The following is a 7,035-nucleotide window of genomic DNA, read 5'->3' as shown; positions in this document are numbered from 1 at the left end:
GTGGAGTTGAAAATCTTGGGGGAGGGTACTTAGCGCGTTTCCCTAAGAACCATATAAGCGAAGCGGAAAAGCCTGGGGGCCCGCTTCCACCGCTTGGGGTCCAGGCCCACCCTGAGAAGCCACTCCAGGCCAAGCCTTTGGGCCCAGACCGGAGGGCGCTTGGCCTCGCCGGCTAGCACGTCCAGGGTGCCTCCCACCCCGATGGCCACCTTGGCCCCCAGGCGGGCTTTATGGCGGTGGATGAAGACCTCCTGCTTCTCCCCCATGCCAACGAGGAGGAGGTCGGGGGCTTTTTCTCGTATTTCCTCCACTATGGTGGTTTCCTCCTGGAAGTAGCCGTGGTGGAAACCCACCACCTCCGCTCCAAGCCTCTTCGCCTCCGCGGCGGCCCGCTCCGCCACCCCGGGCCTGCCCCCCAGGAGGTAGACCCGGATCCCGGGAAAGCGCTCCAATAGAGCCAAGGTGAGGTCCACCCCGGTGACCCGCTCCTTAAGTTCCAGGCCCAAAAGCCTTTTGGCAGCCCAGAGGATGCCCACCCCATCCGGGGTTACCAGCTCCGCCTCGAGGATGGCTTGCCTGAGGGCTTGGTCCTCCTGGGCCCGCACGGCGATCTCCGGGTTCAGGGTGACCACCTGGTGGGTGCCTTCCTTCTTTAGGAAGCCCTGGATTCGGGCCAGGCCCTCCTCCATCCCCACAGGGTCCAGGGGAAGACCTAAGAGTTCTACCCGTTCCATGCCACAAACCTCTGGGCGTAGCGGTCCTGGGTCAGGCCGAACTCCGCCTTGGGGAAGAAGCGTACCCCGGCAAGCCTGGGTACCACCGGGTCCACCCCGATGAGGCTGGCCCGGGCCAGCTCCTCCGTGCGCCCCTCCTTGTGGAGGGCCTGGCCCTCCAGGCTTTGGAAAAGGGCCTCCTGGGGGTCGGGAAAGGCCTTAAGGAGGGCAGAAGCCAGGCTTAAGGGAGCCTCAGGGGAGAGTTTTTTCTGCAGAAAGCCTGCCGCCACCACCGCGGAAAGCAGGGGCTCGGGGGCCCCGGCAGGCCGGAGCACGAGGCCCTGGATGGGGCGTAGGAGTTCCAAGGCGGCCTTGGCGTTACGGAAACCTGCCAGGTACACCTCCTCTTCCCCAGGCACGAGGCTTTGGTTGAGGGCCGGTGCCACCAGGATGGCCCGCTTCCCCTTGAGGTCTATCCCTTCCAGTTCCACCAGGGAAAGGCGGCCATGGAAGCCCTCCGGGGGAAAGCCTTCCACCTCCCCCAATAGCAGGGTTTCCCCCCCTAGCTCCTGGGCCAGGAGGCGGGCCACCTTGGGCCCTGGGGTTACCCAGACCTCCAGGGCTCCTTGGGCCAGGAGCAAGGTGAGGAGGCTTCCTGCGGGGATAACCTCCACCAGGACCAAGGGGCCAGGGGCCGGTGTTCGGCAAAGGTCAACCCGGCACACCTCGCCATGATACCCTAGCCTGAGCGTATGCGGCTTAAAGACTTGGGGGAGAGGGCGCTTCTTGGGAAGCTTGCCACAATCGGCTATCCCCCGGGGGCTCCCTTGCCCCCGGGGGACGATGCCGGCGGGGTTTGGATGGGGGATGAGGCCTGGCTTTTGAAGACCGATGGCTTTCTCTACCGGGAGGTGGCCCTCTCGGGGATGGGGCCCTTTGAGGTGGGCTTTAGGGGGGTGGCGGCCACGGCCTCGGACCTCATCGCCAAGATGGGGAGGCCCTTGGGGTTTACCCTGGGCCTCTTTTTGCCGGAGGACCTCGAGGAGGCCTTCGTCCTGGAGCTGGTAAAGGGGGCGGCGGAGGCGGCGAGGCGGCTTCAGGCTCCCCTTTTGGGAGGGGACACCAACGCCGGGCCGGAGGTGGCCCTTACGGTTTCCGGCTTCGCCCGGACGGAGGTTCCCGTGCCCCGTAGGGCCTTGCCCGGGGACCTCCTGTACCTGGCGGGGGACCGCTGGGGAAGGACGGGGGCAGCCATAAGGGCCCACTACGAGGGGCGGGATCTGGGGGCTTTTCCCGCTATCCGGGAAGCTGCCTTCTACCCTTTGCCCCGGCTGGAGCTCTTAAGCCTCAAGGGCCTTCTCCGGGGCAGCCTGGACTCCTCCGACGGCCTGGCGGAAACCCTTTGGCAGCTTGCGGATCTCGGGGTGCGGGTGGATCTTCTGGCCCTTCCCATATACCCCGATGTCCTGGCCTTCGCCAAAGGGGAGGAGGAGGCGCGTGGGCTGGTGCTTTACGGGGGGGAGGAGTTCGAGGCGGTCCTGGTGGTGCCAAAGGAGGGGGAGGCGGAGGCCCTGGCCCGGGCAGAGGAGGCAGGGCTTCCCCTCTTCCTTGCGGGCCGCATAGGGCAAGGGAACGGGGTGTACTTCCAGGGAAGGCCCGTGCCCCGGAAAGGCTACACCCACTTCTAGCCCAATGGGGGCCCATGCCCTTTGGCTATACTTGACCCATGCGGGCCTTTAAGGCGCACCTTTGGGGCCTGGCCCCGTACCCCTACAAGAAGGTGGAGGCCCCGGTGAAGCTGGACCAGAACGAAAGCCCCTTTGACCTTCCTCCTTCCTTGAAGGAAGAGGCCCTTAGGCGCCTGGCCCGGCTTCCCTGGAACCGGTACCCGGAGATCCATGCTGAGGGTTTGCGAAGGAGGCTGGCGCACCTTCTGGACTGGCCCGAGGAGGGCATCGTGCTGGCTCCCGGGTCCAACCTCCTCATCCTGGCCCTGGCGGTGGCGGCGGAGGAGGTTTTGGACCTCGTCCCCTCCTTTCCCCACTATGCCCACGCCGCCCGGGTGGCGGGGACGCCCCGGAGGGCGGTGCCCCTCTTAGAAGGCTTCGCCCTTCCCCTGGAGGCCCTCCTTGCCGCCTTCACGGGGGGCGTGCTTTTCCTTCCCAATCCCCACGCCCCCACGGGGGCCCTCTTTCCCGAGGAGGCCCTAGAGGCTCTGGCGGAGCGGGCGAGGGAGGTGGGGGGGCTCCTTGTGGTGGACGAGGCCTACCGGGAGTTTGCGGGCTCGGACTTTAGCCCCTTGGGGCGGGGAAACCCCCATGTGGCCTTTTTGCGCACCTTTTCCAAGGCCTTCTCCCTGGGAGGGGTGAGGGCGGGTTATTTGTTGGCCTCGCCGGAGGTGGCCGCCCTTGTCCGCGAGGTGCTTCCTCCCTTTGTCCTTCCCGCCCACACTGCGGCCATCCTGGAGGTGGTCCTGGAAAACCCCGGCTACGTGGAGGCGGTGGCGGCCCACGTGCGAGCCGAGCGGGAGCGGGTTTATGCGAAGCTTAGGGGCCATCCCACCTGGCAGCCCTATAGGAGCCACACCAACTTCCTGTTGGTGCGGACCCCGGATGCTGAGAGGGCCTTCCGCCACCTTCTCGCCCAGGGGATACTGGTGCGAAGGCAGGACCACTACCCAGGCCTTTTTGGGTGCATCCGGGTGACGGTGGGCTCCAAGGAGGAGATGGACGCTTTTCTGAAGGCGGCCTTTGAGGTGGCCTATGCGTGAGGCAACGGTGGAGCGGGCGACCGCAGAAACCTGGGTGCGGGTGCGCCTGGGCTTGGATGGACCCCCTGGGGGTAAGGTGGCCACGGGGCTTCCCTTCCTGGACCATATGCTCCTCCAGCTCCAGCGCCACGGGCGTTTTCTCCTGGAGGTGGAGGCCAGGGGGGACCTCGAGGTGGACGTGCACCACTTGGTGGAGGATGTGGGCATCACCCTGGGCCAGGCCCTAAGGGAGGCTTTGGGGGAGGGAAGGGGCGTGGAACGCTACGCCGAGGCCTTCGCCCCCATGGACGAGACCCTGGTGCTTTGCGTCTTGGACCTCTCGGGGAGGCCCCATCTGGAGTACCGGCCCGAGACCTGGCCCGTGGTGGGGGAGGCGGGTGGGGTGAACCACTACCACCTCAGGGAGTTTCTAAGGGGGCTCGTCAACCACGGCCGCCTCACCCTGCACCTTCGGCTTCTTTCCGGCAGGGAGGCGCACCATGTGGTGGAGGCCAGTTTTAAGGCTTTGGCCCGGGCCCTCCACCGGGCGACCCGGATCACGGGGGAGGAGCTTCCCAGCACCAAGGGGGTGCTTTAGGGCATGAAGGCCCTGCTCATCGACTACGGTTCGGGGAACCTCCGAAGTGCTGCCAAGGCGTTGGAGGCTGCGGGCTTTGAGGTCAGCGTCTCCTCGGACCCCCGGGCGCACCTCGAGGCCAGCCTCCTGGTCCTTCCCGGCCAGGGCCACTTCGGCCAGGTGATGCGGGCTTTCCGGGAAAGCGGCTTTGTGGAGCGGGTTCTCCGCCACCTGGAAAGGGGCCTTCCCTTTCTGGGGATCTGCGTGGGGATGCAGGTCCTCTACGAGGCAAGCGAGGAGGCGCCGGGGGTGAAGGGCCTTGGCCTCTTCCCGGGGGAGGTGCGCCGTTTTAGGGTGGGGAGGGTGCCCCAGATGGGGTGGAACGCCCTGGCCTTCCAGGGGGCCTTTGCCTCCCTTTCGGGCCGCCACTTCTACTTCGCCAACTCCTACTACGGCCCTCTTACCCCTCACTCCCTGGGGGTGGGGGCGTACGAGGGCACCCCTTTCACCGCCCTCCTCGCCCGGGAGAACCTCCTGGCCCCCCAGTTCCACCCGGAGAAGAGCGGAAGGGCGGGCCTCGCCTTTTTGGCCCTAGCGCGCCTTTACTTCCAGGTCCTCTAGGCGGAGGAGCCGCCCTTGGGCCCCCAGGCCCGTGGCGGCCAGGGCCCCCGCCAGATTGGCCAGGCGGCCGGCCTCGAGGGGGCTTCTCCCCGAGAGGAGGGCGTGGGCAAAGGCGGCGGTGTAGGCGTCTCCCGCCCCGGTGGAGTCCACGATGTCCTCCACCGGATAGGGCTCCAGGAGTTCCTCCCCTTCCGGGGTGACCAGGATGGAGCCCATGGCCCCTACCTTGATGGCCAGGTGCCGGAAGCCTTCCTCCCGGAGCCGCGCGATCCCCCCGGAGAGGGAGGAGGCCCCGGTGAGGGCCAGGAGCTCGGCCTGGTTCATGAGAAGCCAATCCACCCCCCGGAGGTGCCTGAGGAGCTCCCGTCCCGCCGCCCGCACCGCCCCTGTGCCCAGGTCGGCGAAGACGGGCATCTCCCGCCTCCTCGCCGCCTCGAGGACCTCTGCGGCGTAGCTTCGGGAGGGCCCCCCCACCAGGGCGTAGGCGGAGAGGACCACGGCGTCCGCCTGGTCCAGGAAGCGGGGCTTGAAGAGGGCGGGGTCCAGGTAACGGCTTGCCCCCTCGGCGCTCACCATGGCCCTTTCCCCCCCGGGCACCACCAGGATGAGCACGGAGCTCGTGGTGTGCTCCGGGTCTTCCTGGAGGTACCTGAGGTCCACCCCCACCTCCCGTACCCGGCTCAGGGCGAGCTCGGCGAAGGGGTCTTGGCCCACCCGGCCCGCTAGATAGACCCGGTGGCCGAGGCTGGCGAGCTGGGCTGCCAGGGTCCCCCCCGCCCCCCCGGGCTTCATGAGCGCCCTTCGGGCGGGAAGCTCCTCCCCGGGTTCGGGGATGCGCTCCACGAAGAAAAGCAAATCCACGGAAACGTCGCCCAGCACGAAAAACCGCATCTTCCCTCCTTGCCCAAGGCACGGGGATTCTACCCTCATCTTACACCAAGGAGCCTTGGGTTCTCCCAAAAAGCTTAGCGCCTTTTTATGAGAAAAAAATAACGAGAAGAGGAAAATCCCAGGGCGGAGAGGGGGGGCTTAGAGAAAAGAGGGGGTGTGGGGGAGCTATAATCCCCCGGTTTCCAAGATAGCCCTCAAGATACGCTAACGCGTGACACAGGCTGACCAAACCGGGGATACATGAAACAAGGCGCATGGGGGGCGTCCAGGAGGCGCCCCCCGAGGAAGGTTGATAGCCCCGTAGGGGGTAGAAGCCTTCAGAAGCGGTGGTCTTCTACTAATGCCCCCCGGATTTCTTGGACAAGCTCCACCTCGTCCACCTTGAGGCCAGTGGCCCTCTGGACTGCCTCCATGAGCCCGGGCGGCACCCTCTCCGCCTTCAGGCGGAGGACGAGCTTGTCTGTGCCCTCCAGCTTCCTCTCCACCACCACCTGGAAGCCCTTAGGGTCCAGGCCGAAGCCCGCAAGGATGGGCCCAAGCTCCGTGGGGTAGAGCTTCACCCCCTTCACCTTCACCATGGCGTCTGTCCGGCCGAAGACCCCCCGGGGGAGGAGGGTGAGCCCTCCCCGCCTCTCCGCCACGGCTAGGTCCCCGGTGCGGAAGCGCACCATGGGCATGAGGGTGCGGCTTAGGGCGGTGACCACGAGCTCCCCCTTCTCCCCGTCCGGCACGGGCCTGAGGGTCTCGGGGTCTAAGACCTCGAGGACCGCCATCTCCGGGATCTCCCACAGGCCCTCCTTCTCTAAACCCTCTCCGGCCACGATGCCGAGCTCGCTGGTGCCGTAGGCGTCCAGGGCCACCCCCCCCAGGGCGGCCTCCACCCTTTCCCGGAAACCGGGCACGGAGGTGAAGGGCTCCCCTCCCGCCAAAAGGAGGGGAAAGCGCCCTCCCGCCTGGCCCACCTTGAGGGCGAAGGAGGGGTTGGTCACCAGGACCTCAAACCCGTAGGTCCGCCCTATCTCGGCGATGCGGGCCGCTTCCCCGGGCCCGTGGGGCAGCACCAGGTTTCCTGCCCGCAATAGGGCTTCGTGGAAGAGCCACCCCCCAGCGAATACGTGGTAGCTGAAGGCCACCAGCACCTTTTTGCCCACCAGGCCAAGCCTTTGGTAATGGGCCGCCAGGGCCTCCGCCTGGTAGCGGAGGTCGTCTGGGGAGAGGTACTCGGGCATCCAGCCCAAGAGGGGGCTGGGGGTGAGGTGCATGAGGCTCGCCCCTTCCGGGGGCCTGGGGTTTTCCTTCAGGAAGGCCACCCATTCCTCCCGGGTGGTGAGGGGAAGGCTTGGCAGATCCTCCAGGGTGAACCCTTCCGGATCCACCCCGCTGAGCTTCTCCTGGTAAAGGGGGTGGGCCTTGGCCGCGCGCAGAACCTCCTTGAGCCTGGCCAACCTTTCCATACGGGCCTCCTTGCCGGGGATTATACCCCG

8 protein-coding genes are annotated in these 7,035 nt (G+C 66.8%); 4 read left to right on the top strand and 4 right to left on the bottom strand.

Annotated features, from left to right (window positions below; genetic code table 11):
* Positions 1-29 precede the first annotated feature (29 nt).
* The gene (locus F604_RS0108305; protein WP_019551254.1) at positions 30-734 is read right to left on the bottom strand and encodes a WecB/TagA/CpsF family glycosyltransferase; all 705 of its coding nucleotides are present in this window, start codon (positions 732-734) and stop codon (positions 30-32) included.
* Positions 722-1,438 carry a 2-phosphosulfolactate phosphatase gene (locus F604_RS0108300; RefSeq protein ID WP_019551253.1) on the bottom strand — a complete coding sequence of 239 codons (717 nt, stop codon included), beginning with the start codon at positions 1,436-1,438 and terminating at the stop codon, positions 722-724. Before F604_RS0108300 ends, F604_RS0108305 begins: the two co-directional genes overlap by 13 nt.
* A 27-nt stretch (positions 1,439-1,465) precedes the next feature.
* On the opposite strand from F604_RS0108300, the gene F604_RS0108295 reads away from it, so the two are divergent.
* The 4 genes from F604_RS0108295 to hisH are packed head-to-tail and all read left to right on the top strand — an operon-like array spanning position 1,466 to position 4,660.
* Positions 1,466-2,401, top strand: coding sequence for a thiamine-phosphate kinase (locus F604_RS0108295; RefSeq protein WP_019551252.1), 936 nt, complete (start codon positions 1,466-1,468; stop codon positions 2,399-2,401).
* Between the two features lie 38 nt (positions 2,402-2,439).
* Positions 2,440-3,483, top strand: coding sequence for a pyridoxal phosphate-dependent aminotransferase (locus tag F604_RS0108290; protein WP_019551251.1), 1,044 nt, complete (start codon positions 2,440-2,442; stop codon positions 3,481-3,483).
* Positions 3,476-4,060, top strand: a complete 585-nt coding sequence (gene hisB, locus F604_RS0108285; RefSeq protein WP_019551250.1) for an imidazoleglycerol-phosphate dehydratase HisB — start codon at positions 3,476-3,478, stop codon at positions 4,058-4,060. Before F604_RS0108290 ends, hisB begins: the two co-directional genes overlap by 8 nt.
* A 3-nt stretch (positions 4,061-4,063) precedes the next feature.
* Positions 4,064-4,660 (top strand): imidazole glycerol phosphate synthase subunit HisH, encoded by a 597-nt coding sequence (gene hisH / locus F604_RS0108280; RefSeq protein ID WP_026329076.1) that lies wholly within the window; start codon positions 4,064-4,066, stop codon positions 4,658-4,660.
* Here the strand turns inward: hisH and F604_RS0108275 are convergent.
* Positions 4,631-5,551, bottom strand: coding sequence for a carbohydrate kinase family protein (locus F604_RS0108275; RefSeq protein ID WP_019551249.1), 921 nt, complete (start codon positions 5,549-5,551; stop codon positions 4,631-4,633). The genes hisH and F604_RS0108275 overlap by 30 nt on opposite strands.
* Positions 5,552-5,868: 317 nt before the next feature.
* Positions 5,869-7,005, bottom strand: coding sequence for a phenylacetate--CoA ligase family protein (locus F604_RS0108270; protein WP_019551248.1), 1,137 nt, complete (start codon positions 7,003-7,005; stop codon positions 5,869-5,871).
* Positions 7,006-7,035: the final 30 nt, after the last annotated feature.

The organism is Thermus scotoductus DSM 8553, assembly GCF_000381045.1.
Taxonomy (GTDB): Bacteria; Deinococcota; Deinococci; order Deinococcales; family Thermaceae; genus Thermus; species Thermus scotoductus.
The sequence above is the reverse complement of the archived record's forward strand: the minus strand, read 5'-3'. Positions and strand labels throughout refer to the sequence as shown.

What these genes read in the sequence shown, in the direction of transcription:
- F604_RS0108305 (WP_019551254.1), bottom strand. Translation starts at nt 734, where the DNA reads ATGGAACGGGTAGAACTCTTAGGTCTTCCCCTGGACCCTGTGGGGATG.
- F604_RS0108295 (WP_019551252.1), top strand. Translation starts at nt 1,466, where the DNA reads ATGCGGCTTAAAGACTTGGGGGAGAGGGCGCTTCTTGGGAAGCTTGCC.
- F604_RS0108290 (WP_019551251.1), top strand. Translation starts at nt 2,440, where the DNA reads ATGCGGGCCTTTAAGGCGCACCTTTGGGGCCTGGCCCCGTACCCCTAC.
- hisB (WP_019551250.1), top strand. Translation starts at nt 3,476, where the DNA reads ATGCGTGAGGCAACGGTGGAGCGGGCGACCGCAGAAACCTGGGTGCGG.
- hisH (WP_026329076.1), top strand. Translation starts at nt 4,064, where the DNA reads ATGAAGGCCCTGCTCATCGACTACGGTTCGGGGAACCTCCGAAGTGCT.
- F604_RS0108275 (WP_019551249.1), bottom strand. Translation starts at nt 5,551, where the DNA reads ATGCGGTTTTTCGTGCTGGGCGACGTTTCCGTGGATTTGCTTTTCTTC.
- F604_RS0108270 (WP_019551248.1), bottom strand. Translation starts at nt 7,005, where the DNA reads ATGGAAAGGTTGGCCAGGCTCAAGGAGGTTCTGCGCGCGGCCAAGGCC.